25 protein-coding genes are annotated in these 25,515 nt (G+C 64.4%); 15 read left to right on the plus strand and 10 right to left on the minus strand.

Features of this window, described 5'->3' with window-relative positions; all coding sequences use genetic code 11:
• Positions 1-29: 29 nt before the first annotated feature.
• Entirely contained in the window at positions 30-560 is a 531-nt protein-coding gene (petA, locus tag V1283_RS26270) for a ubiquinol-cytochrome c reductase iron-sulfur subunit (protein WP_334389446.1), read from the minus strand.
• A gap of 279 nt (positions 561-839) precedes the next feature.
• On the opposite strand from petA, the gene V1283_RS26275 reads away from it, so the two are divergent.
• The 7 genes from V1283_RS26275 to V1283_RS26305 all read left to right on the plus strand — a co-directional run bounded on the left by V1283_RS26275 (position 840) and on the right by V1283_RS26305 (position 5,616).
• Positions 840-1,325 carry a tRNA (cytidine(34)-2'-O)-methyltransferase gene (locus tag V1283_RS26275; protein WP_334389447.1) on the plus strand — a complete coding sequence of 162 codons (486 nt, stop codon included), beginning with the start codon at positions 840-842 and terminating at the stop codon, positions 1,323-1,325.
• A complete protein-coding gene (queE, locus tag V1283_RS26280) occupies positions 1,322-1,954 on the plus strand; it encodes a 7-carboxy-7-deazaguanine synthase (RefSeq protein ID WP_334389449.1) in 633 nt (210 codons plus the stop codon). The genes V1283_RS26275 and queE overlap by 4 nt, the downstream gene beginning before the upstream one ends.
• 16 nt (positions 1,955-1,970) lie before the next feature.
• The gene (locus V1283_RS26285; RefSeq protein ID WP_334389450.1) at positions 1,971-2,336 is read left to right on the plus strand and encodes a 6-carboxytetrahydropterin synthase; all 366 of its coding nucleotides are present in this window, start codon (positions 1,971-1,973) and stop codon (positions 2,334-2,336) included.
• 5 nt (positions 2,337-2,341) lie between these two features.
• Positions 2,342-3,229: an oxygen-dependent coproporphyrinogen oxidase gene (gene hemF, locus V1283_RS26290; RefSeq protein ID WP_334389452.1), complete on the plus strand. Its 888-nt coding sequence runs from the start codon at positions 2,342-2,344 to the stop codon at positions 3,227-3,229.
• 69 nt (positions 3,230-3,298) lie between these two features.
• Entirely contained in the window at positions 3,299-3,562 is a 264-nt protein-coding gene (locus tag V1283_RS26295; protein WP_334389454.1) for a YodC family protein, read from the plus strand.
• Between the two features lie 141 nt (positions 3,563-3,703).
• Complete coding sequence (locus tag V1283_RS26300; RefSeq protein WP_334389457.1) at positions 3,704-4,432, plus strand: HAD family hydrolase; 729 nt, start codon at positions 3,704-3,706, stop codon at positions 4,430-4,432.
• A 143-nt stretch (positions 4,433-4,575) separates the two neighbouring features.
• On the plus strand, positions 4,576-5,616 hold the full coding sequence (locus V1283_RS26305; RefSeq protein WP_334389458.1) for a hypothetical protein: 1,041 nt from the start codon (positions 4,576-4,578) through the stop codon (positions 5,614-5,616).
• Between the two features lie 4 nt (positions 5,617-5,620).
• Here V1283_RS26305 and V1283_RS26310 read toward each other — a convergent pair whose 3' ends face one another.
• From V1283_RS26310 to V1283_RS26330, 5 genes are read right to left on the minus strand one after another with little or no spacing between them, the layout of a single operon-like run.
• Complete coding sequence (locus V1283_RS26310; protein ID WP_334389459.1) at positions 5,621-6,382, minus strand: TSUP family transporter; 762 nt, start codon at positions 6,380-6,382, stop codon at positions 5,621-5,623.
• Positions 6,379-7,638 (minus strand): CCA tRNA nucleotidyltransferase, encoded by a 1,260-nt coding sequence (locus V1283_RS26315; RefSeq protein ID WP_334389460.1) that lies wholly within the window; start codon positions 7,636-7,638, stop codon positions 6,379-6,381. The genes V1283_RS26310 and V1283_RS26315 overlap by 4 nt, the downstream gene beginning before the upstream one ends.
• Positions 7,635-7,898 carry a DUF6111 family protein gene (locus V1283_RS26320; RefSeq protein WP_334389461.1) on the minus strand — a complete coding sequence of 88 codons (264 nt, stop codon included), beginning with the start codon at positions 7,896-7,898 and terminating at the stop codon, positions 7,635-7,637. The genes V1283_RS26315 and V1283_RS26320 overlap by 4 nt, the downstream gene beginning before the upstream one ends.
• Complete coding sequence (locus V1283_RS26325) at positions 7,895-8,557, minus strand: CoA pyrophosphatase (protein WP_442895783.1); 663 nt, start codon at positions 8,555-8,557, stop codon at positions 7,895-7,897. The genes V1283_RS26320 and V1283_RS26325 overlap by 4 nt, the downstream gene beginning before the upstream one ends.
• An 8-nt stretch (positions 8,558-8,565) precedes the next feature.
• Positions 8,566-9,177 carry a DUF1285 domain-containing protein gene (locus tag V1283_RS26330; RefSeq protein WP_334389464.1) on the minus strand — a complete coding sequence of 204 codons (612 nt, stop codon included), beginning with the start codon at positions 9,175-9,177 and terminating at the stop codon, positions 8,566-8,568.
• A gap of 260 nt (positions 9,178-9,437) precedes the next feature.
• Here V1283_RS26330 and V1283_RS26335 point away from each other — a divergent pair, with 260 nt between their 5' ends.
• From V1283_RS26335 to V1283_RS26365, 7 genes are all read left to right on the plus strand, one after another.
• On the plus strand, positions 9,438-10,439 hold the full coding sequence (locus V1283_RS26335) for an AAA family ATPase (RefSeq protein WP_334389466.1): 1,002 nt from the start codon (positions 9,438-9,440) through the stop codon (positions 10,437-10,439).
• Positions 10,439-11,383, plus strand: a complete 945-nt coding sequence (locus tag V1283_RS26340) for a DUF58 domain-containing protein (RefSeq protein WP_334389467.1) — start codon at positions 10,439-10,441, stop codon at positions 11,381-11,383. Before V1283_RS26335 ends, V1283_RS26340 begins: the two co-directional genes overlap by 1 nt.
• A complete protein-coding gene (locus tag V1283_RS26345; RefSeq protein WP_334393175.1) occupies positions 11,383-14,193 on the plus strand; it encodes a DUF4159 domain-containing protein in 2,811 nt (936 codons plus the stop codon). Before V1283_RS26340 ends, V1283_RS26345 begins: the two co-directional genes overlap by 1 nt.
• A gap of 3 nt (positions 14,194-14,196) precedes the next feature.
• Positions 14,197-16,260: a hypothetical protein gene (locus V1283_RS26350; RefSeq protein ID WP_334389468.1), complete on the plus strand. Its 2,064-nt coding sequence runs from the start codon at positions 14,197-14,199 to the stop codon at positions 16,258-16,260.
• 134 nt (positions 16,261-16,394) lie between these two features.
• Positions 16,395-16,808, plus strand: a complete 414-nt coding sequence (locus V1283_RS26355) for a DUF2946 family protein (RefSeq protein WP_334389470.1) — start codon at positions 16,395-16,397, stop codon at positions 16,806-16,808.
• Between the two features lie 104 nt (positions 16,809-16,912).
• Positions 16,913-19,303, plus strand: coding sequence for a TonB-dependent receptor (locus V1283_RS26360; protein WP_334389471.1), 2,391 nt, complete (start codon positions 16,913-16,915; stop codon positions 19,301-19,303).
• A gap of 120 nt (positions 19,304-19,423) precedes the next feature.
• Complete coding sequence (locus tag V1283_RS26365; protein ID WP_334389472.1) at positions 19,424-21,223, plus strand: cation:proton antiporter domain-containing protein; 1,800 nt, start codon at positions 19,424-19,426, stop codon at positions 21,221-21,223.
• Between the two features lie 44 nt (positions 21,224-21,267).
• Here the strand turns inward: V1283_RS26365 and V1283_RS26370 are convergent, their stop codons facing one another.
• From V1283_RS26370 to V1283_RS26385, 4 genes are all read right to left on the minus strand, one after another.
• Positions 21,268-21,780: a GNAT family N-acetyltransferase gene (locus V1283_RS26370; protein WP_334389473.1), complete on the minus strand. Its 513-nt coding sequence runs from the start codon at positions 21,778-21,780 to the stop codon at positions 21,268-21,270.
• A gap of 68 nt (positions 21,781-21,848) precedes the next feature.
• Positions 21,849-22,784 (minus strand): glycosyltransferase family 2 protein, encoded by a 936-nt coding sequence (locus tag V1283_RS26375; protein WP_334389475.1) that lies wholly within the window; start codon positions 22,782-22,784, stop codon positions 21,849-21,851.
• A gap of 42 nt (positions 22,785-22,826) precedes the next feature.
• Positions 22,827-23,966 carry a hypothetical protein gene (locus tag V1283_RS26380; protein WP_334389476.1) on the minus strand — a complete coding sequence of 380 codons (1,140 nt, stop codon included), beginning with the start codon at positions 23,964-23,966 and terminating at the stop codon, positions 22,827-22,829.
• A gap of 77 nt (positions 23,967-24,043) precedes the next feature.
• Positions 24,044-24,532, minus strand: coding sequence for an NUDIX domain-containing protein (locus V1283_RS26385; RefSeq protein ID WP_334389478.1), 489 nt, complete (start codon positions 24,530-24,532; stop codon positions 24,044-24,046).
• 88 nt (positions 24,533-24,620) lie between these two features.
• Between V1283_RS26385 and V1283_RS26390 the strand changes: the two genes are divergently transcribed.
• Positions 24,621-25,511, plus strand: coding sequence for a metallophosphoesterase family protein (locus V1283_RS26390; protein WP_334389480.1), 891 nt, complete (start codon positions 24,621-24,623; stop codon positions 25,509-25,511).
• Positions 25,512-25,515 lie beyond the last annotated feature (4 nt).

The raw sequence follows: 25,515 nt of genomic DNA on the forward strand, positions 1-25,515 counted from the left end.
TAAGGGGTCTCGGGCTGGCGCCCGAGCCCTTAGCCGATCTGGATTTTGGTATCGGAAACGAATGTGTAGGGCGGAATCGGCAGGTTTGCCGGGGCAGGTCCCTGGCGGATGCGGCCCGAGCTATCGTATTGCGAGCCGTGGCAGGGACAGAAGAAGCCGTCGTAATTGCCCTCATGGGCGATCGGGATGCAGCCGAGATGGGTGCAGATGCCGATCACGACCAGCCACTGGTCATGACCCGCCTTGACCCGCGCCTCGTCGGTCTGCGGATCGGGCAGGCTCGCGACCGGCACCGCGCGGGCCTCGTCGATCTGCTTCTTGGTGCGGTTCATGATGTAGATCGGCTTGCCGCGCCAGAACACCTTGATGTCCTGTCCCTGGGCGATCGGGGTCAGGTCGACCTCGATCGGCGCACCGGCCGCGATCGTCGAGGCATCCGGGTTCATCTGGGAAACCAGCGGCCATATCGTGGCAGCTGCGCCTACGGCGGCGACGGCTCCCGTTGCAACAAAAAGGAAATCACGGCGTGTTGGATGGTCCGCCGAAGACGCTGTCGTCACGATTCCAAGCCCTTTCTTGTCTGCAGCCGGCGGAACCGCCCCGGACACGCTGAACACGCGACCTGAAGAGGCTGCCGGCGCCCGCGGCCCCCGCGGCGGCAGAAAAACCGCTTTTCCTCCCCCAATCCCGGCGGAACAAGCAGTCCAGAATCGTTCTATTGGCACCCTTGCCGTAAGAGCGCAAGCCCGCTATCGGCTCGCAAGCGTGCAATGCACTAAATCCGCGCCCAGCCGTGATTTATTCAATACATTCACCCGCGCTTCCGAAGCCTCGACACCATGCAGATTGCGCTTTTCCAGCCCGATATCCCCCAGAACACGGGAACGATTCTGCGCCTGTGCGCGTGCCTGGGCGCGGCCGCCCACATTATCGAGCCGGCCGGCTTTCCGACCTCAGACCGGCATTTCCGTCGGGCGGGAATGGACTACCTCGATCACGTCGCCCTCACCCGCCATGACTCATGGCAAAAATTCGAGCAATGGCGTAACGAGGCGGGTTTCCGGCTGGTGCTCTTTACGACCAAGGGAGCCGGTTCCTATCTGGATTTCAGCTACCGGCCGGACGATGTCCTGCTGTTCGGACGGGAATCCGCAGGGGTCACGGCTGAAGTTGCCTCCGCGGCCGATGCGCGGCTGGCGATCCCGATCAGGCCGGGCTTGCGCTCGCTCAATGTCGCCATGGCGGCGGCCATGGCATTGGGTGAGGCGCTGCGGCAGACGGGTTCCGCGATCCAGGCGGATGCGGGTCTCAAGGAGAGACAGTGAGCTACGCGGTCAAAGAGATATTTCTGACCTTGCAGGGCGAAGGCGCGCATGCCGGCCGCGCGGCGGTGTTTTGCCGTTTTTCCGGCTGCAACCTCTGGAGCGGCCGCGAACAGGACCGCGCCAGCGCCACCTGCACGTTCTGCGATACCGACTTTGTCGGCACCGACGGCACGCTGGGCGGCCGCTACGCCACCGCGGACGAACTCGCCGAAATCATCGCCGGGCAATGGACCGGCGACAACACCAACCGCTATGTGGTCCTGACCGGCGGCGAGCCCCTGCTGCAGGTCGATGCCCCCTTCATCGATGCGCTGCATGCCCGCGGCTTCGCCATCGGCATCGAGACCAACGGCACGATCGAACCGCCCAACGGGATGGACTGGGTCTGCGTCAGCCCGAAAGCCGGCGCCGGGCTTGTGGTGCGCCGCGGCCACGAATTGAAGCTGGTCTATCCGCAACCCGGCGCGGCGCCGGAAGATTTTGCGGGGCTCGATTTCGAACGTTTTTCGCTGCAGCCGATGGACGGACCCGACGTGATCGAAAACACCGCGCGCACGGTCGACTACTGCCTGCGCCATCCGCAATGGCGGCTCAGCCTGCAGACACACAAGACACTCGGCATCAGATAGGAACCAGATTTTCAAGATGTGGGAACTGACGAAATCATTTCGCTTCGAGGCCGCGCATTCCCTGAAGGGAACGACCTTCGGCGCGGACAGCGAGGAGATTCACGGCCATTCGTTTCGCGCCGAGGTGAGCGTGCGCGGCACGCCCGATCCCGTAACCGGCATGGTGCTGGATCTCGGCCTGCTCGAACGCAGCATGGAAGACGTCCGCAAGTCCCTCGACCACAAGTTCCTGAACAAGGTCGAAGCGCTTGGGACGCCGACGCTGGAAAACATCTCGCGCTACATCTTCGAGCGTGTGCAGCACGCCGGCAAGATCACGCGCGTCAGCGTTCATCGCGACAGTTGCAACGAAAGCTGCACGTATTTCGGACCGCAGGGCTAAGCCACATGGATATGTCACTCATCGAGGATCGCAAGACGCGCGCGAGAGCCTGGTTCGAAACGTTGCGCAACGACATCTGCGCGGCTTTCGAGCGGCTGGAAGACGAGGCGCCCGCCTCGCTCTACCCCGGCGACGCCGGGCGTTTCGTGCGCACGCCCTGGGACCGCACCGACCACACCGGCAAGCCCGGCGGCGGCGGCGTGATGTCGATGATGCGCGGGCGGCTGTTCGAAAAGGTCGGCGTGCACTGTTCCACCGTGCACGGCGAGTTCGCGCCCGAATTCCGTGCCCAGATTCCGGGCGCGGCCGACGATCCCAGGTTCTGGGCGTCGGGCATTTCGCTGATCGCCCATCTGCGGAACCCGCACGTGCCGGCCGTGCATATGAACACCCGCTTCGTCGTCACCACCAAGGCGTGGTTCGGCGGCGGGTCCGACCTGACGCCGGTGCTGGACCGGCGGCGCACCCAGGAGGACCCGGACACGCAGGCCTTCCACCAGGCGATGAAGGAAGCCTGCGGGGGATCGAATGGCGCGGCCGACTACGACAAATACAAAAAATGGTGCGACGAATATTTCCATCTGCCGCATCGCAAGGAAGCGCGCGGCGTCGGCGGCATTTTCTACGACTGGCATGATTCCGGCGATTGGGACGCCGACCTCGTTTTCACCCAAGATGTCGGTCGCGCCTTCCTGAAGATCTATCCCGAACTCGTCCGGCGCAATTTCGCCCTGCCCTGGAATGCCGCCGACCGCGAGGAACAGTTGATCCGGCGCGGACGCTATGTCGAGTTCAACCTGCTCTACGACCGCGGCACAATTTTTGGGCTGAAGACCGGCGGCAATGTGGATTCCATCCTCTCGTCGATGCCACCGGAGGTAAAGTGGCCATGATCGCATGATCAGCTGTCATGACCGATCGCTAAAATGCGATTCGTGTCATGTATTCCGAAGGAGCAGATCATGGATTTGAAACCAGGCGACGTCGTCATCCTGAAATCCGGCGGCCACCCGCTGAGTGTGGTGGAGGTCAACGACGACAAAGTCGCGTGCGTGTGGATGGGCAATGAAGGCGATCTCTTTCGCGAGACGCTGCCATTGGCCGTGCTTGAACTCGCCGAGCCCGATACGTCGGATGACGAAGAGGAAGATGAGGAAGACGACGAAGAAGACGACGAAGAAGAGGATGACGAAGAAGAGGACGAGCACGCCAGCAAAGTGGCCTGAGCGAATTTCGACGTCGCCCGGCATCGGCCCGGCGACGTCGTTTCCTGGAATTGGACCCCGTGCGGGGGATCTGATATTCGCGGCAGATCGACCGCGGTTGTCCGCGGCCGACAGCGCTGGAAGCGAAATGGCCGTGAAACGATGACCCACCTGCCCCGTGCCATGCTGATCGACATGGACGACACCATCCTGTCGGCCTATGGCCGTCCCGAGATCGCCTGGCACAACGTCGCCGCGGAATTCGCCGCCGAGTTCGGGCCGTTGACCTCGCAACAGGTTGCCACCGCCGTTCTGGATTCCGCGCGCAAATTCTGGGCGGTCGCGGGCGCCGAATGGCGGCTGAAGCTGGATGAGGCGCGGCGCATAACCGTCAGCAACGGCTTTGCCGCCCTTGCCGCAGGCGGCCACGCGCTGCCGGAGGATCTTGCGGTACGGCTGGCCAACCGCTTCACCGCCTACCGCGAAGAGGAAATGTTCGTCTTCCCCGGCGCGCACGACGCCATCGACGAATTAAAGGCGCGCGGCGTCAAGCTCGCGCTGGTGACCAACGGCGCCGCCGGCACCCAGCGCGCCAAGGTCGAGCGCTTTGCGCTGTCGCACCGTTTCGATCACATCCAGATCGAGGGCGAGCACGGTTTCGGCAAGCCGGACGACCGCGCCTATCTGCACGCCATGCAGACGCTGGGCGTCGCCGCATCCGAGACCTGGATGATCGGCGACAATCTGGAATGGGAAGTCGTGGCGCCGCAGCGGCTCGGCATCTACGCCATCTGGATCGACGTGCATGGCGACGGCCTGCCCGCGGACTCCACCGTCAAGCCCGATCGCATCATCCGCTCGCTGACGGAACTGCTGCCCCGCGAGCGCTGATAGAGCCGCTGAAGTTCCATCGGCTACCAGGCGAGCCATCACACGATCGCGAGTGTGAGTTGGCTCACAGCGCGGAGACCGGCAATCCCAGATTGTGTCGACGTTGGTTCAAGGTTGAAGTCCAAGGATTGGGGAGTTCACCGATGCCGAACGACGACACGCATGACATTGCACCGAAAGCCGCCCCGCTAAGGTGGCTCTCGAAGTTCAATCACGGGTTCAACATCGTCACGGGGCTGTCCGCGTTCACCGTGCTGAGCAGCCTCGCGGTCGGCTATTTCCAGCATCTCAACGCCTATCAGGAGAAGGTGAGCAGCCTGGCCAAGGAAGACATGACCTTGGCGGCGGCAACTTTCACGGACATCTCACACGCATTCTCCGAAGTGCAGGCGCTGCAGCAAACGCTTTATACCGATTTCGCGCGCGCCGTCGGCGAGAAATCCGATGCCGGCGACAAGGCGCTGGCCACCAACAATGCGCGGGCGATTTCGGAGCGCTATGAGAAAGCGCGGGTCGAGCTCCGTGAAAATATCGACCTGCTCACGCGAAAGGCCGAAATCTATATCGACAGGGCCAGCGATAGCTATCGCGATCCGGCCGAGAAGCATAACGTCGACGAGGATCCGTTGTCACGGCGGGTGTTGCGCGACTACGCCTTCGACTGTTCCGACAAGTTCAATTTTCCGGCCTTCGGAAACGTGCATGCGCCGGACGACGACACGCCGCCCAAGGAAGTCGCCGACGACAAATATTGCGCGATCGCCGAAAAACGCGGCGTCGACGAGACGACTAAACCGAAAGACGCGTTCATCCGGATCTGCGCCGGCCCTAACGACAAGGCAGCCAAGAGAATCAACTGGTACAGCGCCAAACACCACGTCCTGACGATGCACTACTGCCTTGAGGCCGCACACAACAAGCTGGCGGCGGCGCGGCAATGGGCCTCCGGGATCGGCCGCGACGCCGCGAAGGAAAGCGATGTCCTCCAGGGAGAAAAGGAGACCAACGCTCAATTTGATGATCTTGCCGGCCGGATCAACGCGTTCAACAGCCTGGCGCTGTACCAGATGGAGCAAATTCGGGTGAAATATCGCCCGGGCGGCCTTTGGTGCAACGTGCCGCTTGTCTGGAACATATCAAGCCTGAATTGTTTCCCGGTCCGCACAGCCTCGCTCACTCATTGACCGATCATTGCCGCAGCGCCGCTGTGATCATCACGATGCCGCCGACCATCACGGCGGCGTCGAGGATCGCGGTGTGGATATGCACCGGCATGCGCTCGACGAAGGTTTTTGCCAGGAACGCGCCAGGAATAGCGATCGCGCCGATCAGCAGCGCAAAGGCCAGCACCTGCGCGGTGACCACGCCGGCCAGGCCGAATACCGAAATCTTGATCAGGCCGGTCACCACCGAGATCACGGCGTCGGTGGCAATCACCGCCGCGCCCTCGAGCCCCGACGCCATCAACAGCGACAGCAGGATCACGCCGGAGCCTGACGTGCCGCCGACCAGCACGCCATATCCCACCGCGCTCGCACCGAGGCCGGTATCGCCAATCCTGATGTCGCGCTTCTTGGCCAACCGTCGCAGCGGCACGCTCAGCATCAGCATGCTGCCGATCACCAGTGCCGCGCCCACACCGGTAAGCCGCGTGTAACCGTAAGCGCCGAGCGCCGTCGTCAGTGCGGCCGCAGCAATCACGATCAGCGCGCGTCGCCGGTCGGCGTAACGGAAATAGGCCACGAAGCGGCTGGTATTGGTGATGATCGCCGATATCGCGATGATCGGCACCACCGGCTCGGCGCCGACCAGCGGAACCAGCACCAGCGGCATCAAGGCGCCGGTGCCGTAGCCGGCAAGACCGCCGACGATGGAGGCCAGCAGCGCCATGCCGCCAACCAGCACGAGTTGGCCGAGCGAAATGTCGGCGAAGCCGGCCAGAATATTCACAGCCGGTGATCGCGCGTGAATCGGGCGGCGGCCTGGTCGGCGATTGCCGCAAGCACGGATGGTTCGAGCGGAAAATCCGCGGCCAGCCAGGCGTCTTCCGCAAGCGTCAGCACGTGCCCGAGCGCGGGGCCTTCGGCAATGCCGCGGGAGATGAAATCAGCCGCCCTTAGCGGAAATTTCGGCGCGCTCCAGCGCTGCGGCAAGGTTGCGAGGTCGTGCCAGCGCGCAGCGCCATTGCCAATGCCGCCTGCTCGCGCCCATGCCAGCATCAGCCGGTCGCGATAGGGGTCCTCGCCGAGCCGATAGAGAAGCTGCCGCGCCCGCGCCTCGTCCTTGCTGGCGAACCGCCACCAGCGATGGCCCATCGAGTCCAGCGCTTTGGCTTCCGCGTTGGAGAGGCGAAGCCGCGCCGCGATGCGCTTGGCATCCTCGGTGACGACAACCGTGAGCGCGGCGAGCCGGCGTACCGCGTTCGGCGGCAGCCCCAGCGCGCGTTCCGCCGCAATCATCGCCGCGAACGTTCCGGTGTAGGCGACGCCGCCGAAGATCGGCAGCAGCAGCCCGGCATCCGCCATGGCCCGCACCGCGACCGCGGCGCCTTCCGCGATCAGCAGCTTCAACATTTCCATGCGCACGCGTTCGGCGGAAAGGTTCGAAAGTCCCGCGCGGCCGCCGATGCAGGCAAGATATCCGGCACGGTCGGGCTCACCCGCCCCGTAGGCGGCATGCATGCGGAAGAAGCGCAGGATGCGCAGATAATCCTCGGCGATGCGCGCCCTGGCATCGCCGATGAAGCGCACGCGTTTGGCTTCGATATCGGCAAGCCCGCCGACATGGTCATGCACCACGCCGCCGGCATCGACGGAAAGCCCGTTGATGGTGAAGTCGCGCCGCTCCGCATCGCGAATCCAGTCGCGCCCGAATGCAACCTTGGCCTTGCGGCCAAAGGTCTCGGTATCCTCGCGCAAGGTCGTGACCTCGAACGGATGTGAATCGACGATCAGCGTGACCGTGCCGTGGTCGATTCCGGTCGGCACGCATTTGATGCCGGCCACCTTGGCGCGGCGGGCGACCTCGTTGGGCAGCGCCGTGGTCGCGATGTCGATGTCGCCTAAGGGGATATTCAGCAACGCATTGCGCACGGCGCCGCCGATCACGCGGGCTTCCTCGCCATCGCCGTTGAGCAACGCAAGCACGTGCGCGGCCGGACCGGATCTGAGCCAGGGCGCGTCCGACAGCACGCGGGCCTCGCTCATTTCTCGACTCCGGGAACCAGCTTGCCGTTTTCGATATGCGCGGGAATGTAGGTCGAATCCGGCGCGGCGCCGGAGAATTGCGCGAGCAGGATGAAACTGATCACGACCAGCAGCAGCGATCCCAGCACCAGCTTGGCGACCAGATGCACCGGCCACGAGGACGACACCAGCACGCCGGAACGGGTGGCAATCAGAAACAGCGCATAGACCGCGAACGGGATCAGAAAAATTCCGATTTCGGTCAGAACCGGACGGATCATGCGAGATAAATCCGCTCATACAGCACGCGCAGAATTCCGGCGGTCGCGCCCCAGATGTAGCGCTCGGCGAACGGCATCGCGTAATAGGAGCGCTCCATGCCGCGGAATTCCTTGGAATGGACCTGATGATTCTCGGGATTCATCAGGAACGCCAGCGGTACCTCGAAGGCGTCGACCACTTCGCCCTCGTTGATCGTCAGCTTGAAGCCCGGCTTGACCCGCGCCACCGTCGGCAGGATGCGAAACCCGAAGGCGGTTCCGTAGAGGTCGAGATAGCCGATCGGCTCGATGAAGTCGCGTTTGAGGCCGACTTCCTCCTCCGCCTCGCGCAAGGCTGCGTCGAGCGGAGAGGCATCGGTTGCGTCGATCTTGCCGCCCGGAAAGGAAATCTGGCCGGCGTGGCTGGACAGATGCGGCGAGCGCTGTGTCAGCAACACGGTCGGCTCCTGGTGATCGACCACCGCGATCAACACCGCCGCCGGGCGCACCGGCTGCTCGCGCGCCACGATCTCGAGCATGCGGTCGTTGCCCGCATCGCCGGTTTTCGGAATGATATCGGGATCGACTAGGCCGGGAGGCACGTCGAAATTCAGCCGAGCGCGGCTCCGGGCGAAGAACTCCGCCGAGTTGATCGGAGCCGCCTCCATCTTTTTCAGCATCGGCTCGTTCAAACCCCGTCCCTCACCTGCTTCGCGTCCGCCATCGTAAAGAACTCGCCCCCGGACTCGATGCCGAACATCGGCTGACCATCGACCACCCGCTCTTCCCCCATGTCAACCAGATCGTAGTAGAGCGCGCGGGTCACTTTCGCCCACAGACCGGCGCGGACGTGGAGGTAGGGCGTCAGCCCGCCATCGGCGGCCATCTCGAACCGCAGGCGATGGGCGGAATCGCATGGCACCCAGTCGTCAACGTTGGTGCGAAAGCGCAGCAGCCGACCGCGATCGCCGGCCTCGTTTTGCATCTCCACCGCCATGAACGGCGCGTCGTCGACGCGGATGCCGACCTTCTCGACCGGGGTCACGAGAAAGTGCTTGCCGTCTTCGCGCTTGAGAATGGTCGAAAACAGCCGCACCAGCGCCGGCCGCCCGATCGGCGTCCCCATATAGAACCACGTACCATCGCTGGCGATTCGCATGTCGAGGTCGCCGCAGAACGGCGGATTCCACAGATGGACCGGAGGAAGCCCCTTGCCCGCCGGGGTGGCGTTGGCGGCTTCCCTCGCAGCGACGGTTAGTCCTTCGAGACCCTGAGTGCCGGTTTGCCCTTGCTTTGCCATTGTTTGCCCTGAGTCTCGGCACGTCATCTGGCACGATTGGTGCACGTATACCGAGATATGTGTTCCCGACGGTGTGTGTCCGTACTATTGCGGATGGGTCGCCATATCGTGATGCCGTTCATACCCCGAAACACCGATAATGTGGGGATACTTTAATTCAACGAATACATAGCCTTTGCGCAGGGTTTAGCATGAGGTTCGTGGCATGACGACGCAACCAGCGGTGTCATCAAGCGGTTAGACGGTTGAAGGAGAAAGACATGGCGAGTGCAGACGGTGTCGAGAAACTCGAGGACGCGGTCGTCCGGTCGGCGGAGCAGGTCGCCGGCCAGATCCGCGCCGCGAAGGAAGCGATCTCCACCGTCATCTTCGGCCAGGACCGGGTGATCGAAAACACCCTGGTGACGATCCTGTCCGGCGGCCACGCGCTGCTGATCGGCGTTCCCGGCCTCGCCAAGACCAAGCTTGTCGAAACGTTGGGCATCACGCTCGGGCTGGACGCCAAGCGCATCCAGTTCACGCCGGACCTGATGCCCTCGGATATTCTGGGCGCCGAGGTGCTGGACGAGAGCAACTCCGGCAAACGGTCGTTCCGCTTCATCTCCGGACCGATTTTTGCGCAGCTCCTGATGGCCGACGAGATCAACCGCGCCAGCCCGCGTACGCAATCGGCGCTGCTGCAAGCCATGCAGGAACAGCACATTACCGTTGCAGGCGCGCGGCATGATCTCCCAAAACCCTTCCATGTGCTCGCCACGCAAAACCCGCTGGAGCAGGAAGGCACCTATCCGCTGCCCGAGGCGCAGCTCGACCGCTTCCTGATGGAGATCGACGTCGATTATCCCGACCGCGACGCCGAACGCCGCATCCTGTTTGAAACGACGGGCGCGGAAGAGACGCTCGCCAAGGCCTCGATGGACGCGGAAATCCTGATCGCGGCGCAGCGGCTGGTGCGGCGTCTGCCGGTCGGCGACAGCGTCGTCGAGGCGATCCTGTCGCTGGTGCGCGCTGCGCGCCCGAGTTCCGAAGACGGCGGCGACAAGCTGATCGCCTGGGGACCGGGCCCGCGCGCCAGCCAGTCGCTGATGCTGGCGGTCCGCGCCCGCGCGCTGCTCGACGGCCGGCTCGCGCCCTCGATCGACGACGTGCTCGATCTCGCCGAACCCATTCTCAAGCACCGCATGGCGCTGACTTTCGCGGCGCGCGCGGAAGGCCGCACCATTCCCGACGTGATCAGACAATTGAAGACGCGGATCGGTTGATGGCCGCAAAGACCAGCCACGAGGCCAGGGAGATTTTAGCAATCCGACGTGCCGATGGCGAAAGCCGAACGCTCGCCGCATCGCTGCCCCGTCTCGTGCTCGAAGCCCGCCGTATTGCTGCCAACGTCATCCATGGCCTGCATGGCAGGCGCCGCGCCGGCGCCGGCGAGAGCTTCTGGCAATATCGCCGCTTCGTCTCCGGCGAGCCGTCGCAGAATGTCGACTGGCGCCGCTCGGCGCGCGACGATCATCTCTACGTCCGCGAGCAGGAATGGGAGGCTGCGCATACCGTGTGGCTGTGGCCCGACCGTTCGCCGTCGATGGCGTTTGCTTCCAAGGGCGCGCGCGACTCCAAGCTGGAGCGTGGCCTGATCGTTACGTTTGCACTCGCCGAACTGCTGGTTTCGGGCGGCGAACGCGTCGGCATTCCCGGCCTGATGAACCCGACCGCAAGCCGCAACGTGATCGACAAGATGGCGCAGGCGATGCTGCACGACGATGCGGTGCGCGCCAGCCTGCCGCCGTCCTTTGTCCCGTCGGCGCTGGCCGAAATTGTCGTGCTGTCCGATTTGTGGTCGCCGATGAGCGAGATCAGGTTGATGCTCGCCGGGCTTTCAGCCTCCGGCGCCCATGGTTCCCTGATCCAGGTGGTCGATCCTGCCGAAGAAACCTTTCCCTATGCCGGCCGGATCGAATTCGTCGAGCCGGAAGGATTCGGCGTCATCACCGCCGGCCGCGCCGAGAGCTGGGCCAGCGACTATGTGGCGCGCGTGGCACTTCATCGCGACGAAATCCGCAGCGAGACCAACCGGCTCGACTGGTTGTTCTCGACCCACACCACCAGCCGTTCCGCCGCCGAACTCCTGCTGTTCCTGCATTCGGGCATGATGGCAGCCAAGGGAAGCGCGCGCGGCTCAACCGTCAAGGCGGGGCGTAGCGCATGATCGCGGGGCTCCCCCTCACCTTTGCGCAACCGCTGCTCCTGCTCGGCCTGTTGAGCCTGCCGGTGCTGTGGTGGCTGCTGCGCGTGATGCCGCCGCGGCCGAGGCGGATCGAGTTTCCGCCGACCCGGCTGTTGTTCGACATCAGGCCCCGGGAAGAAACTCCGTCGCGGACGCCGTGGTGGCTGACGGCGTTGCGCCTCGCCGCCGCGGCACTGGTCATCCTTGCCGCCGCAGGCCCGATCTGGAATCCGCAGACCGGGGTCGGCGGCAGCAACGCGCCATTGGTGATCCTGCTCGACGACGGCTGGAGCGCGGCTGCAAGCTGGGACACAAGGGTCAAGGCAGCGGACGAACTGATCGCCAACGCCGACAACGACCGCCGCGGCGTCGCGCTCGTTCCGCTCTCCGATCCTGCGCGCGACATCACGCTGATGCCGGCCGGCACCGCGCGGGTCGCGCTGCGCCAGATTTCGCCAAAACCCTATTCGATCGACCGCGTCGACACGCTCGGCGCGCTCGACCGCTTCCTGAAGACGACCGGTGATACCGAGATCGCGTGGCTGTCCGACGGCGTCGACACCGGGCGCGGCACTGAATTCGTCGAAAATCTCGGCAAGACCATCGGCGACCGCAAGCTGACGGTGTTCGAGGGCGGCGCGGCCCCGGCGCAGGCGCTGGTCGCCGCTGAAAACGCCGCGGCGAAGATGACGGTCAAGGTGCTGCGCGCCACCGGCGGCCTCGCAGCCGGCATGGTTCGCGCGTTCGACGCCAAGGGCTCGCCGATCGGCGAGGCGCGCTACGCGTTCGGCATGCAGGATCGCGAGAGCGAAGCGGCGTTCGACCTGCCCGTCGAACTCCGCAACGATATTTCGCGGCTGGAAATATCGGGCGAACGATCGGCCGGCGCGGTGCAACTGCTCGACAAGCGATGGCGGCGTCGCGCCGTCGGCGTCGTCACCGGCGCGACCAGCGATACCGCCCAGCCGCTGTTGGCATCGACCTTCTACCTCACCCGCGCCTTGTCGCCATTCGCCGACGTACGGCTGGGCGACCGCGGCGCGCCGCAGCAGGTGATCGCGCAATTCCTCGATCAGCGCTTGCCGATGATCGTGCTTGCCGACGTCGGCACGCTGTCGCCGGAAATTCGCGAGCGGCTGAACGCATGGATCGATCAGGGCGGCGTGCTGGTGCGCTTCGCAGGCCCCCGTCTGGCGCAGGCCGATGACGATCTGGTGCCGGTGAAACTGCGCCGCGGCGGCCGCATCCTCGGCGGCAGCCTGACCTGGGAAAAGCCGCAGCATCTGGCTTCCTTCACCGCCGACGGTCCGTTCGCGGGACTTTCCGTGCCCAAGGACGTCACCGTAAACCGGCAGGTGCTGGCCGAGCCGGATGCGGTGCTGGCAACCAAGACCTGGGCGTCGCTGGAAGACGGCACGCCGCTGGTGACCGGCGAGCATCGCGGCAGAGGCATCATCAGCCTGTTCCATATCGGCGCCGACTCGCGCTGGTCGGACCTGCCGATGTCCGGCAGCTTCGTCGAGATGCTGCGGCGGATGGTCGACATGTCCGGCTACACCACAAAGCCCGGCGCGGGCGTTGCAAGCGAGGCGACCAATGTCGAGACCGTGGCGCCGCTGCGCACGCTCGACGGCTTTGGCGCATTTGGACCTCCGCCATCGAACGCCAAGCCGATGCCGGCGGATTATCGCGACCGCGCGACGTCAGATCATCCGCCGGGCTTCTACGGCCCGGCCGACGGTCCGATCGCGGTCAACACGCTGGCCCCGGCCGATCGCATCGCGCAGCTCGATACATCCTCGCTGCGCGCGCAGCGCGCCAGCTACACCAACGCCGAACCGCGCGATTTGCGCGGCATTCTGCTGTCCTCTTCGCTGGCGCTGTTCCTGATCGACGCGGTCGTGGTCGCGATGCTGGGCGCGGGCCTTGCCGCGTTGTGGCGGCGGCGCACGGCGGCGGCCACCGTCCTGCTGGCCCTGATTCTATCTGCGACCTCGATCGCGCCTTCGCCGACCCGTGCCGAGAGCAACGATGAGTTCGCCATCAAGTCGGTGTCGCAGACGCGCCTTGCCTATGTCGTCACCGGAAATGCCGACGTCGATTCCATCGTCAAGGCCGGCATGGCCGGACTGACGCTGTTCCTGGCGCAGCGCACGGCGCTGGAGGCCGGCGATCCCGTCGGCGTTGATCCCGCGCGCGACGAGCTGGCGTTCTTCCCGCTGATCTACTGGCCGATCGTGCCGGGCGCGCCGAAGCCGCCGCAGGACGCCATCAACCGCATCGACGCCTACATGAAACAGGGCGGCACGGTCGTCTTCGACACCCGCGACGCCATCGAGGCGCCGCCCGGCGAGAACGGCGCGTCGCAGACGCCGGGCATGCAGACGCTGCGGCAAATTCTTTCCTCGCTCGACGTGCCTGAACTCGAGCCGGTGCCGCGCGAGCACGTGCTGACCAAGACGTTTTACCTGCTGCGCGACTTCCCCGGCCGCTTCAACTCGGGCCAGACCTGGGTCGAGACCCTGCCGCGCGAGGATGACGACGACGCGGCCTCGCGCCCGGCGCGTGGCGGCGACGGCGTCTCGCCCATCATCATCACCTCGAACGATCTGGCCGGCGCCTGGGCGCACCGTCCGGACGGGCAGCCGATGCTGCCGCTGACGCCAGGCGAGCCGCGCCAGCGCGAATTCGCCTTCCGCTCCGGCGTCAACATCGTGATGTACACCCTGACCGGCAACTACAAGGCCGACCAGGTGCACGCGCCGGCCCTGATCGAGCGGTTGGGGCAATAGGCCATGCAGTACGGCATCGCGTTTACCCCGCTGGTTCCGACGATCGTGCTCTGGATCGCGCTGGCCGCGATCGTCGCGATCTCGGTGCTGCTGCTGCTCGGACGGTCGCGCGGGGCTGCCGTGCGCGTCGCGGCGCTGGCGCTGATCCTGCTGGCGCTCGCCAACCCCTCCTTCACCCGCGAGGACCGCGAGCCGCTATCCTCGGTCGCGGCGATCGTGGTCGACAAGAGCCCGAGCCAGAATTTCGGCACCCGCAACCAGGAGACGGCCAAGGCGCAGGAAGCGCTGGTCGACACGCTGAAGAAAATCAAGGGACTGGAAGTCCGCGTCGTCGAGGCCGGACAGGCCGACGGCGAAACCGACGGCACCAAGCTGTTCGGCGCGCTGTCCTCGGCGCTGTCGGACGTTCCCGTCGACCGCGTCGCCGGCGCGTTCCTGATCACGGATGGCCGGGTGCACGACATTCCCGCCAACGCCGCCGCCATCGGCTTCCAGGCGCCGGTGCATGCGCTGGTCACCGGACGCAAGGACGAGCGCGACCGCCGTATCGCGATTTCGGCCGCGCCGCGGTTTGGCATCGTCGGGCAGCCCCAGACCATCACCTACCGGCTCGACGACCAGGGGGTCACCGGCCAGCGTGCCAGGATCGTGGTGCGCCGCGACGGCGAGGTGATCAGCGAGCGCAATCTGGTGAGTGGCCAGACCTCCAATGTCGAGGTCGACATCAAGCATGCCGGCTCGAACATCGTCGAGATCGAGGCCTCGCCGCTCGATAACGAGCTGACGCTGGTCAATAACCGCGCCGTGGTCGCGATCGAAGGCGTGCGCGACAAGCTGCGCGTGCTGCTGGTATCCGGCGAGCCGCATTCCGGCGAGCGCACCTGGCGCAATCTGTTGAAGTCCGACGCCAGTATCGACCTCGTGCATTTCACGATCCTGCGTCCGCCGGAGAAGCAGGACGGCACGCCGATCAACGAACTGTCGCTGATCGCGTTTCCGACGCGCGAATTGTTCCAGCAGAAGATCAACGAATTCCAGTTGATCATCTTCGACCGCTACGCCCGCCAGGGCGTGCTGCCGATCGCCTATTTCGACAACATCGCGCGCTATGTCCGCGCCGGCGGCGCGGTGCTGGTGTCGGCCGGCCCCGACTACGCCTCCACCACCAGCATCTGGCGCACGCCGCTCGACACGGTGCTGCCGGCAGAACCGGTCGGTGTCACTGAAAAACCGTTCTATGCGCATCTGAGCGATGCCGGCAAACGCCACCCGGTGACGCGCGGCCTTGAAGGCTCCGCCAGCGAGCCGCCGCGCTGGAGCCGCTTCTTCCGCACCGTGGATACGCGCAACGCGATCGGCGCGCCCGTGATGACCGGCGCCGATGGCAAGCCGCTGCTGTTGCTGTCGCGCTTCGGTGAAGGCCGCGTCGCGCTGCTGCTGTCGGACCACATCTGGCTGTGGGCGCGTGGCTATGAAGGCGGCGGGCCGCATCTGGATCTGCTGCGGCGGACGTCGCACTGGCTGATGAAGCAGCCTGATCTGGACGAAGAGGCGCTGCGCCTGCAGATCCAGGGCAAAGACCTCGTGGTGCTGCGCCAGACCATGGCCGACAACGTGCCGCCGGTGACCGTGACGTCGCCGAGCGGCGCCACCAAGGAACTCACGCTGACCGCAAGCGAGCCCGGCACCTGGCGCTCCACCCTTCCCGCCAACGAACTCGGGCTGTGGCAGGCAACCGATGGCGCGCTGAAAGCCTTGATCAACGTCGGGCCGACCAACCCGAAGGAATTTTCGGAAGTCACGTCCACCACCGAGATGCTCAAGCCGCTGGCGCAGGCCACCGGCGGCGACGCCCGCCGCGTGGTCGACGGCACCAGCGTCGACCTGCCCCGTGTCGTCCCGGTGCGCGCCTCCGGCATCTTCCACGGCGACGGCTGGATGGGCGTCAAGATGCGCGACGCCAGCGTCGTGAAGGGCGTCGGTGTACTGCCGATGTTCGCAGGCCTGATCGGGCTGTTGCTGCTGCTCGGCGCGTTCGCCGCGACCTGGGTGCGCGAGGGGCGTTAGCCGCGCGGACCCTCGGACGCAAATCGTTGCATCAATCACACAGCTTTCGCCGTTTCACCGCGGCCTGCTTGCGCTGCGGTTGACTTCGTCCTTCCCTTAAGATGTTATAATATAACATTGGGACGAAGACCCGGATGAACTGGTTCCGAAAACACGTGAAAACCGGCTCGCGGCTGGCGCTGTTTGCGCTCGCGATCCAGTTTGCGCTGTCGTTCGGGCATTTCCACGGGGTCGCCGCCCAGGCGGCGCCGGCGATTCAGACCGGTCTGACCAATGCCGATCTTGCCATCGCAGCGACCCTTGATGCTCAAGGGATAAACTCCGAAGCGCGGCAGCAGCCTTCCAATCACGATTCCGACCAGCAACGCACCGACGCCTGCGCAATCTGCACCGTCGTTTCGCTTGCCAACAATTTCCTGTTCGCCACGCCGCCGCTCTTGGAACTGCCGCAGGCGGTCGAGCTTCTGCACCTGACCACTGGCGCCGAGTTCGTGCATCTCGGCTCGATTCATCGCGCGTTCCAGTCCCGCGCGCCTCCCGTCTCCTGACCTCGATTGATTGATGCACTCCCGACGGATTGCCGCGCCCGCGCGGTTTCCGAGGGAAAATCGGAATCGGCCCGTCGCACATTGACGGGATCAGGATCGGGACAATGACATTCAAGAAGAAACGAGCGTTCCATTTCGGTGGAGCAAGCTGGCTATTGCTGTGCGCGATGGCCGACGGCGCGCTGGCGCAGGACGCGCCATCCTCCTCGACAAAACTGCCTGAGATCACCGTGACGGCGCCAAGCCCGATCGTGCGACGCAGGGCAGTCGTTCCCTCGCAGACGCCGGTGCGCGTCGCCCGCACCGCGCCCGGCCGCCCCAGGGAGCGCGCGCCGCAGCCGCCACAACCGGCGCCGGCTGCTCCCGAGCCTCAACAGGGCGTGCTGCCGATCGTCACGGATCAATTTGCAACCGTCACGGTGGTGCCGAACGAGGAGATCCGCCGCCAAGGCACCGCCCAGCTTGGCGATCTCCTGTTCTCGAAGCCGGGCATTACCGGCTCAACCTTCGCGCCCGGTGCCTCGAGCCGACCGATCATCCGGGGCCTCGACGTCAATCGCGTCGGCATCTTGGAGAACGGCAACAACGCCGGCGGCGCTTCCGATCTTGGCGAAGACCATTTCGTGCCGATCGATCCACTGGCGACGAACCAGGTCGAAGTCATCCGCGGTCCGGCGGCGATGCGCTACGGATCGACATCGATCGGCGGCGTCGTCAGCGCGACCAACAATCGCATCCCGGATGCGCTGCCCACCTGCGCCGCGGTGCCATTCCAGAGCTATGGGCTGCCCGCGAAGGCGCCACTGGCGAACGCGCAAACATCGTCATGCGTAAATGTCGAGACGCGAACGTCCGTGAGTTCGGTCGACCGGGGTGTCGATAGCGGTATCCTGCTCGATACCGGCGGCGGCAATTTTGCATTTCACGCCGACGCCTATGGTCGCAAGGCCAGCGACTACAGCATCCCGAGCTATCCCTATCTGTTCGACCAGACCCGGCCAGTCAACGGCCGCCAGCCGAATTCGGCGATGCAGGCGGATGGTGCGTCGATCGGCGGCTCTTACATCTTCCAGGGTGGCTTCATCGGCGCTGCGATCACGCAGAACGACACGCTTTATCGCATTCCCGGCATCGACGGCGCCGATCATCAGACGCGGATCGACGGCCATCAGACCAAATTCACCGCCAAGGGCGAATACCGGCCGGATGCCGCGGCGATCGACGCCGTCCGCTTCTGGGCGGGCGCCACCAACTATCACCATAACGAGATCGGACTTGCCGATCCTGCCGATCCCTCTACCGTCGGCATCCGGCAGCAATTCACCAACAAGGAACAGGAGGGCCGCCTCGAAGTCCAGATGATGCCGTTCAACGCGCGCTTTGCGGCGGTGACGACGGCCTTCGGCCTGCAGGCAGGGCATCAGGAACTGACGGCGCCAAGCCCGGATGATCCAACCAGTCCGCTCAACGGATTGTGGGATCCCAACAGGAACAACAGGGTCGCCGGCTACGTCTTCAACGAACTGAAATTCAGCGAAACCACCAAGGCGCAGATTGCCGGCCGCATCGAGCGCGTCAATCTGACGGGAACAACGCCGGGGTTCATCCCCGACGTGTTCGACCTGAACGTCGACCCGGCCGCCATCGGTCCCGCCACGCCGCGCAACCTACATTTCACGCCGAAGAGCGCGAGCGTAGGTCTGCTCCAGGACCTGCCGTGGGGTCTTGTCGCCAGCATTACCGGGCAATACGTCGAACGCGCACCCAAACCGGCCGAGCTGTTTTCGCGCGGCGCACACGATGCGACCGCGACGTTCGATATCGGCAATCCCAATCTCGGCATCGAAACCGCCAAATCGATCGAGATCGGATTACGACGCGCGACTGGCCCCTTGAGATTCGAAGCGACGGCTTACTACACCAAGTTCAACGGCTTCATTTTCCGTCGTCTCACCGGCAACACATGCGAGGATGTCGCTTGTGTCGGTCCTGCCGATCCGGGTTTTCCACTTGAGCTTAAGCAGGCGATCTATTCGCAGCGCGACGCCACTTTCCGTGGTGGCGAATTCCAGAGCCAGTTGGACGTCGGGCCGCTCAACGGTGGCGTCTGGGGCGTCGAGAGCCAGTTCGATGTCGTGCGCGCGACCTTCGCCGATGGCAGCAATGTTCCGCGAATTCCGCCGGTGCGCGTCGGCGGCGGCCTGTTCTGGCGCGATGCCAATTGGCTGACACGGATCAACCTGCTGCACGCCTTCGCGCAGAACGATATCGCCCCGATTGGCGAGACGCCGACCGCAGGCTATAATTTGTTGAAGGCGGAGGTCAGCTACAGGACCAAGCTCGATCCATCCTTGTTCGGCGCGCGCGAGATGACGGTCGGCCTCGTCGGAAACAACCTCCTGAACGAGAACATCCGCAACTCGGTATCCTACAACAAGGACGAGGTCCTGCTGCCGGGCATCGGCGTGCGCGCGTTTGCCAATCTGAAGTTCTAGGACGGAGGTACCGGGCCACGGGGTGGCGTTAGCTGGTGGTACCAGTTAACGTTCGAGGCGGAGACGACCGATGCGAAGGACGTTCCCTCACTCCACTGGAAACGGAAGCACATCGAATAGATGACTTCGTCCATCAATGTTCACGTCTACAGCGACGCGCTCGTTCTGCTCGGCACCGCGGGCGTCGTCATTCCGTTAGTACGGCGATTCGGGTTCAATCCCGTTCTCGGCTATCTCGGAGCCGGCGCGATCCTGGGCCCTCTCGGGCTGGGATCGTTCATTGAGAAATTTCCGTTTCTCTACTGGTTCACCGTCGTCGATCCGGCAAACGTCTCCGGCATCGCGAACCTCGGCGTTGTGTTCCTGCTCTTCCTCATCGGCATGGAGTTGTCCTACGACCGATTGAAGGCGATGCACCGCCTGATTTTCGGATTGGGCAGCCTGCAGATCATTTTCTCGACGGTCGTGATCGGCCTCGTCGCCACGCTGGCCGGCAGCAGGGCTCCGGTGCCGCTCATCCTTGGTGCGTGTTTCGCCTTGTCCTCGACCGCCATCGTCATCGAGATTCTTTCCAGGCAGAAGCGGCTCAACACAAGCGCGGGACGGGCAAGTTTCGCAGTCCTCCTCGCGCAGGATCTGGCAGTCGCCCCTCTTCTGCTTTTCATCTCGATCTTCGGCGCGGGAGACTCCGGATCGGTCATCGCGACACTGTTGCTTGCGCTCACGAATGCCGCCCTCGCGCTCGGCGTGATCGTCGTCGTGGGCCGCGTGGTGATGCGTCCTCTGTTCCGTCTTGTGGCATCGGTCGGCATGAGCGACCTGTTCGTCGCCACGACGCTGTTCGTGATCGTCGCGACCGGAGTAGCCGCTGCCCTGGCCGGCTTCTCCATGGCGCTCGGCGCCTTTGTCGCGGGCCTGTTGCTGGCCGAGACGGAATTCCGCAAAGCGATCGAAACCGCCATCGATCCTTTCAAGGGCCTCTTGCTTGGCCTGTTCTTCTTCACGGTCGGCATGAACATCGATTTTCGTCAGATTGCGCGCGATCCGGTCTGGCTGATTGCGGGTGCGGCCGGACTGATTGTCGTAAAGTCCACCATCCTCGTCTTCCTGGCCCGGATGTTTCGCCTCTCCTGGCCGGCTTCGATCGAGGTCGGACTGCTGCTTGGTCCCGGCGGCGAGTTCGCTTTCGTCGGCATTGGGATGGCGACGACGCTTGGCCTGATTGACGCCAACATATCGAGTTTTGCCGTCGCGCTGATCACGCTGACCATGATGCTCACCCCAGCACTGTCTCATGTCGCGCGGCGGCTGGCGCCGATGGTTCGCGAGGACAAACCGCTTGATCCAGAACTCACCGTTGCACCGAGCGGCGGGAGTGGCCATGCCATTGTCGTCGGACATGGCCGGGTTGGACAAGTCGTCTGCGCGATGCTCGATCGCCATCAGTTCAAATACACTGCCGTCGACAACGATGCTGCGGCCGTCCCGGAGCAGCGCAAGCAGGGCCGCACCGTCTTCTACGGCGATGCGACAAACCCGGAATTCCTGAAGAGCTGCGGCCTCATGGAGGCTGCCGCGGTCATCGTCACGATCAACGAACCCAAAGGCATTGACGAAATTGTCGCGCAGGTTCGCGCGCTACGGAAAGATGTACTGATCGTTTCGCGCGCGCGCGACGCCGACCACGCGCGACATCTCTACGGAATTGGCGTTACCGACGCAGTGCCGGAAACCATCGAGGCAAGCCTGCTGTTGTCCGAAGCAGCCCTGATCGGCCTGGGAGTGGCGATGGGACTGGTCGTTGCTACCATCCACGAGAAGCGTGAGGAGTTTCGGCACGAACTGCAGCACGCAGCCGGAAGCACGGGGTCCGCATCGAAGCTGGTGGCCGGCACCAAAAGGCGGCGACTTTTCCGATAGCGACGAGACCGGGCGTCCCCCACTGCGTCGCTTCGCCATCGGCGCTACCGCGCCTTGCTCCAGTCCGGCCGAATATCGCCGGAGACACCGTCGAAGGCGCCCTCGACCAGCTCCGCTACCAGCAAGCGGCTGTAATCGACGGGACCCGGCATGATCACCCGTCCCTTCGGTATGACCTTGAAGCCGACGCGGCCGTAATAAGGTTCATCGCCGACCAGTATGACCAGCCGATGGCCCTTGGCCTTGGCGTCCTGCAGCGAGCGATCGAGCAGCATGCGGCCGACGCCGCGCTTCCGGAACGGCGGCTCGACCGTCAACGGCCCGAGCATCAGGGCCTGCGTGTCGCCGATGCAGATCGGCAATTGCCGCACGGAGCCGACCAGCAATGTGCCGATCCGCGCCGTGAACGAGAGGTCGAGCAGGTGATCGACATGCTCGCGCAGGCGGTAGGCGCTCAGCACGAAACGGCCGGGACCGAATGTGCGCTCGTGCAGGCGCTCGATCGCCTGCGCGTCTTTTGGTGTTTCGGTCAGGATGGTGACGTCAAGTTCGCTCATGATGGGGCGCGGGATAGCATCTGGCGGCGGCGCGGTCCATCGCCGGAGACCGCAATCCCCGTATTGCCTTAATCCCTTTTGATGGCCGGCTGGGACAGATAGGCCAAAAGCTTCATCTCGCGGCGGCCGCGCGTCACGGTATCCAGCACCAGTCCCGAGGTTACCGACAGCACCGCCACGATCATCAGGCCCATCGACAGCACCGCTGTAGGCAGCCGCGGAACGACGCCTTCCTCGAGATAGGTGATGATCACGGGGATCGCGAGACCGATCGAGACCAGCATCAGGAACACGCCGATGACCGTGAAGAACCGCAGCGGCTTTTCCGATCGGTACATCTTCAGGATGGTGCCGAGAATCCGGAAGCCGTCGCGCCAGGTGTTCAGCTTGCTGAACGATCCTTCGGGACGGGCATAATAAGGCGTCTCGATTTCCACCACCGGCAGCGCCAGCTCGAGCGCGTGCACGCTGAGCTCGGTTTCGATCTCGAAGCCGTCGGACAACACCGGAAAGGATTTGACGAAGCGGCGCGAGAACACGCGGTAACCGGAAAGGATATCCTTGAACGCCTGGCCGAACACCGCCGAAAGGAAGCTCGTCAGCATCCAGTTGCCGGTGCGGTGGCCAGGCCGGTAGGCAGTGGCCGACTGGTCGACGCGAAAGCCCACCACCATATCGAGATGATCGTTGACCAGCGCTTCGATCATGCGCGGGGCGCTCGGCGCGTCATAGGTCGCATCGCCGTCGACCAGCACATAGACGTCGGCATCGACATCGGCGAACATGCGCCGCACCACGTGCCCCTTGCCCTGGCGGCGCTCGCTGCGCACGATGGCGCCGGCCGCGCGCGCCACCTCGATGGTGCGGTCGCGCGAATTGTTGTCGTAGACGAAAATCTCGGCTGTCGGCAGTGCCTTGCGGAAGTCGGCGACCACGGTGGCGACCGCGGCTTCCTCATTGAAGCACGGCACCAGAACCGCAACCCGCAATCCTGATTTCGTCATTGCTGGCTCACCGAAGCTGTCCATGGAGCGCTCATACCGCAATCAGGCTTTGGCCTGCCGAGGGAGGGCCGACCTGTCCGCCCGCAGATCGAGTGTTGCGAACAAGAGGGTCCAGAGCGAGAGCATGTCGATTGGAATAATATAATATGGCGTAAAGATCGGATGGGTCATGAAGAAAATCAGGTTCACGGCGAGATTTGCGGCGACCAGAATTGCAACATGCTTTGCGCGGCCTTGATCGGCCCGCCATAGCCAGGCGGTCCAGATCGCCGATATCGCCAGCAAGGTGAACTGAACGTCAACGAGATAGCTTAGCAGGACGGTGGCGTTCAGCTCCGGCGGCAGGGCGTCAACGCTGCCATAGGTCGTCGCAAGCGGGCTCCCCGCATTGATCGCATTCGCAATCAGCGTCGGTGTCATTCCGGTCACGAACGCCACCCCGAACGCGAGGCCCTGCAGGAATGCGTCCTTGCTTCGCGCCATCGCAAAGGCGCCGGCAAGGTAGAGGCAATACCCCGCAGCCAGAAACATGTTGGGCAAGCGGAAATTGACGGAGAGGCCGATCAGCAGCCCAATCAGGGTGATCAGCAAGAGCCGCTGTCGCGACCGAGCCACGAAAAACGCCGCAGTCAATAACCCCACGACGGAGCAAACCATCATGGTTGGCGCCACCGAATAGCTCGCCTTGCTCGGGTTGATCATCAGGTAAAGCGCCGCGAAGCCGAACACCGCGGCCAGCGTGAGCGATGCCGGTTCGCGCGCGCGGAACAGCGCAAACAGCGCAAACGCGAAGATCGTGACATTCGCCAGCACATAGAGCGGGACCGCCTGAAATCCGGCGGGAAACAGCGAGAGGACGAAGCCGGTCCCCGGCGGATACTGCAGCACATACTTGCCCACCGCCGGAATGAAGGGGTGGCATGGAGCGCGCTTCACGTCATGCCATTCCGCGTAGCCGATCGCCTTCAGGCCGTTTTTGAGATAGTCATCGTCGTCGAAGGCGACGTTGGTATCGATGCCGCGGAGGCCGAACCTCTCGAACAGATGCGCCTGCCGCAGATAGCAGATGTCGTCATAGACGCCGCGGCTCTCGCTCCAGCGCGCGATGTTCCAGACGTTGCTCGCCAGCACCAGCAGGAAGCCGAGACCGCAGAGCAGCCTGAATAGTTGCAATTTTCCCATGTCGAACCGACTATTGGCTGAATTCCTCGCTTCTAGGCGCTGTGCCGGCCGCACGCAACCAGCCCGGCACCGCAGGGTCAACGCCAGGTCGCGATGGGCTTTGCGCCGTCAAGCACTTCGGCGATCCGCAGGCGCGTGCCCTTGGTCGTCTCCGCCGGCAGCGCCGCAGCGTCATAGAAGCCGGTCTCGACAATCTCGTGATTGGGCTCCGGCAGGCGGTCCTGCCGGAACTGCCTGACGACATAGACCGCGACATGGTCGCGGCGAGAGACGTGGCCGTTGAAGAACAGGCCGTGCAGGACCGGCTCCCCGGTCAGTTCGATCCGCCCCTCTTCCACCAGCTCCCGCCGCAAGGCCTCGAGAAAGGTTTCGCCGACCTCGACCCCACCGCCTGGCAGGTGCCAGCCGGCGACATAGCTGTGCCTGACCAGGAACACCTTGTCGTCGCCATCGAGCACGACGCCGCGGACCCCGAGCGTCATGCCGCGGGCCATCCGCCAATAGAGGTGGAAGGCCCGCCGTAATTGCGGTTCGATGCGTTTTCGCAAGTGCTGCAGCGCCGTCACGCAAACCTCGGATGGACAGCTATCACGTTTGATCCTTATATCGCCGGTATGATCGTGCGACGGCTCTATATCACAGGGATTGCGGCGAATGACCGATACCTTTACGCTCGCACACCTGTCCGATCCGCATCTGCCGCCGTTGCCCGAAGCGCAGCTTCGCGAACTCGCGGGCAAGCGTGCGCTCGGCTATCTCAACTGGACCCGCAATCGCCACAAATATCATCTCCGCGAAGTGCTGGATGCGCTGGTCGCCGACATGCAGGCGCAGCGGCCGGACCACATCGCGGTGACCGGCGATCTCGTCAACCTGGCACTGGAGGCGGAATTCACCCCGGCCCAGGCCTGGCTCGAAAGCGTCGGCACGCCGCAACGGGTCACGGTCGTTCCCGGCAATCACGACGCCTATGTGCGGGCGACGCGGCATCGTTTCACTGGCGCGTTCGAGCAATATCTGCGCGGCGATGCCGTAGCCGACGGCACGCCGTTTCCGTTCGTGCGTCGGCGCGGGCCGCTGGCACTGATCGGGGTCTCCTCGGCGGTGCCGACACCGCCGCTGATGGCCACCGGCCGGCTTGGCCGCGCGCAGCTCGATGCGCTCGACCGCCATCTGGCGCAGATGTCCGCCGATGACGCCTTCCGGGTGCTGCTGGTGCATCATCCCCTGCACTCGCGTTCGCGGATGAAGCGGCTCACCGACTCGAAGGCGCTCCGCGCCGTGCTGAAGCGGCACGGTGTCGAACTGGTCCTGCACGGCCACGACCACATCCATTCGACGATGTGGTTCGAAGGCGCCGACCGCCAGATCCCCGCGGTCGGCGTGCCGTCGGCCTCGGCGCTGGCGCACCGGCATTATCCGGCCGCCGCCTACAATTTGTTTTCGATCGCGCGTGACGGCGATAAATGGCGCTGCGTGCAGACCGTGCGCGCCATCGACGCTGACTTCCGCGTCAAGCAGATCAAGCGGGCGACGCTGCTCTAGCGAA

It is taken from the genome of Bradyrhizobium sp. AZCC 2262, from assembly GCF_036924535.1.
Taxonomy (GTDB): domain Bacteria; phylum Pseudomonadota; class Alphaproteobacteria; order Rhizobiales; family Xanthobacteraceae; genus Bradyrhizobium.

Excerpts from the sequence above, each read along its gene's own strand:
- V1283_RS26335 (WP_334389466.1), top strand. The coding sequence starts at position 9,438 with ATGGCGAGTGCAGACGGTGTCGAGAAACTCGAGGACGCGGTCGTCCGG.
- V1283_RS26360 (WP_334389471.1), top strand. The coding sequence starts at position 16,913 with ATGACATTCAAGAAGAAACGAGCGTTCCATTTCGGTGGAGCAAGCTGG.
- V1283_RS26325 (WP_442895783.1), bottom strand. The coding sequence starts at position 8,557 with ATGCTGAAAAAGATGGAGGCGGCTCCGATCAACTCGGCGGAGTTCTTC.
- V1283_RS26350 (WP_334389468.1), top strand. The coding sequence starts at position 14,197 with ATGCAGTACGGCATCGCGTTTACCCCGCTGGTTCCGACGATCGTGCTC.
- V1283_RS26365 (WP_334389472.1), top strand. The coding sequence starts at position 19,424 with ATGACTTCGTCCATCAATGTTCACGTCTACAGCGACGCGCTCGTTCTG.
- V1283_RS26340 (WP_334389467.1), top strand. The coding sequence starts at position 10,439 with ATGGCCGCAAAGACCAGCCACGAGGCCAGGGAGATTTTAGCAATCCGA.
- V1283_RS26295 (WP_334389454.1), top strand. The coding sequence starts at position 3,299 with ATGGATTTGAAACCAGGCGACGTCGTCATCCTGAAATCCGGCGGCCAC.
- V1283_RS26330 (WP_334389464.1), bottom strand. The coding sequence starts at position 9,177 with ATGGCAAAGCAAGGGCAAACCGGCACTCAGGGTCTCGAAGGACTAACC.
- V1283_RS26305 (WP_334389458.1), top strand. The coding sequence starts at position 4,576 with ATGCCGAACGACGACACGCATGACATTGCACCGAAAGCCGCCCCGCTA.
- V1283_RS26380 (WP_334389476.1), bottom strand. The coding sequence starts at position 23,966 with ATGGGAAAATTGCAACTATTCAGGCTGCTCTGCGGTCTCGGCTTCCTG.
- V1283_RS26375 (WP_334389475.1), bottom strand. The coding sequence starts at position 22,784 with ATGACGAAATCAGGATTGCGGGTTGCGGTTCTGGTGCCGTGCTTCAAT.
- hemF (WP_334389452.1), top strand. The coding sequence starts at position 2,342 with ATGGATATGTCACTCATCGAGGATCGCAAGACGCGCGCGAGAGCCTGG.
- V1283_RS26315 (WP_334389460.1), bottom strand. The coding sequence starts at position 7,638 with ATGAGCGAGGCCCGCGTGCTGTCGGACGCGCCCTGGCTCAGATCCGGT.
- V1283_RS26355 (WP_334389470.1), top strand. The coding sequence starts at position 16,395 with ATGAACTGGTTCCGAAAACACGTGAAAACCGGCTCGCGGCTGGCGCTG.
- V1283_RS26275 (WP_334389447.1), top strand. The coding sequence starts at position 840 with ATGCAGATTGCGCTTTTCCAGCCCGATATCCCCCAGAACACGGGAACG.
- V1283_RS26370 (WP_334389473.1), bottom strand. The coding sequence starts at position 21,780 with ATGAGCGAACTTGACGTCACCATCCTGACCGAAACACCAAAAGACGCG.
- V1283_RS26300 (WP_334389457.1), top strand. The coding sequence starts at position 3,704 with ATGACCCACCTGCCCCGTGCCATGCTGATCGACATGGACGACACCATC.
- V1283_RS26390 (WP_334389480.1), top strand. The coding sequence starts at position 24,621 with ATGACCGATACCTTTACGCTCGCACACCTGTCCGATCCGCATCTGCCG.
- V1283_RS26285 (WP_334389450.1), top strand. The coding sequence starts at position 1,971 with ATGTGGGAACTGACGAAATCATTTCGCTTCGAGGCCGCGCATTCCCTG.
- V1283_RS26320 (WP_334389461.1), bottom strand. The coding sequence starts at position 7,898 with ATGATCCGTCCGGTTCTGACCGAAATCGGAATTTTTCTGATCCCGTTC.